The sequence below is a fragment of the Ensifer sp. ENS06 genome (genome assembly GCF_014852205.1).
In the GTDB taxonomy this organism is placed as follows: Bacteria; Pseudomonadota; Alphaproteobacteria; order Rhizobiales; family Rhizobiaceae; genus Ensifer; species Ensifer adhaerens.
Map to the genome: position 1 here is coordinate 1 of NZ_JACVBC010000068.1, position 258 is coordinate 258.

The following is a 258-nucleotide window of genomic DNA, read 5'->3' on the forward strand; positions in this document are numbered from 1 at the left end:
TGGCATGCACAGGCGATGAAGGACGTGATACGCTGCGATAAGCCGTGGGGAGCTGCGAATAAGCTTTGATCCATGGATCTCCGAATGGGGGAACCCACCTTAAATGCTTGGAAAATTTAAGTCGTGCGCAAGTACGGCTTAGGTTTCCAAGCATTGTTTAAAGGTATCTTATCCTGAATACATAGGGGTAAGAAGCGAACGCAGGGAACTGAAACATCTAAGTACCTGCAGGAAAGGACATCAACCGAGACTCCGCAA

The 258-nt window shown here is 48.1% G+C and carries 1 rRNA gene; it reads left to right on the forward strand.

Annotation, left to right across the window (positions count from 1 at the left end):
* A 23S ribosomal RNA gene (locus IB279_RS36880) occupies positions 1-258 on the forward strand; the annotation flags it as partial.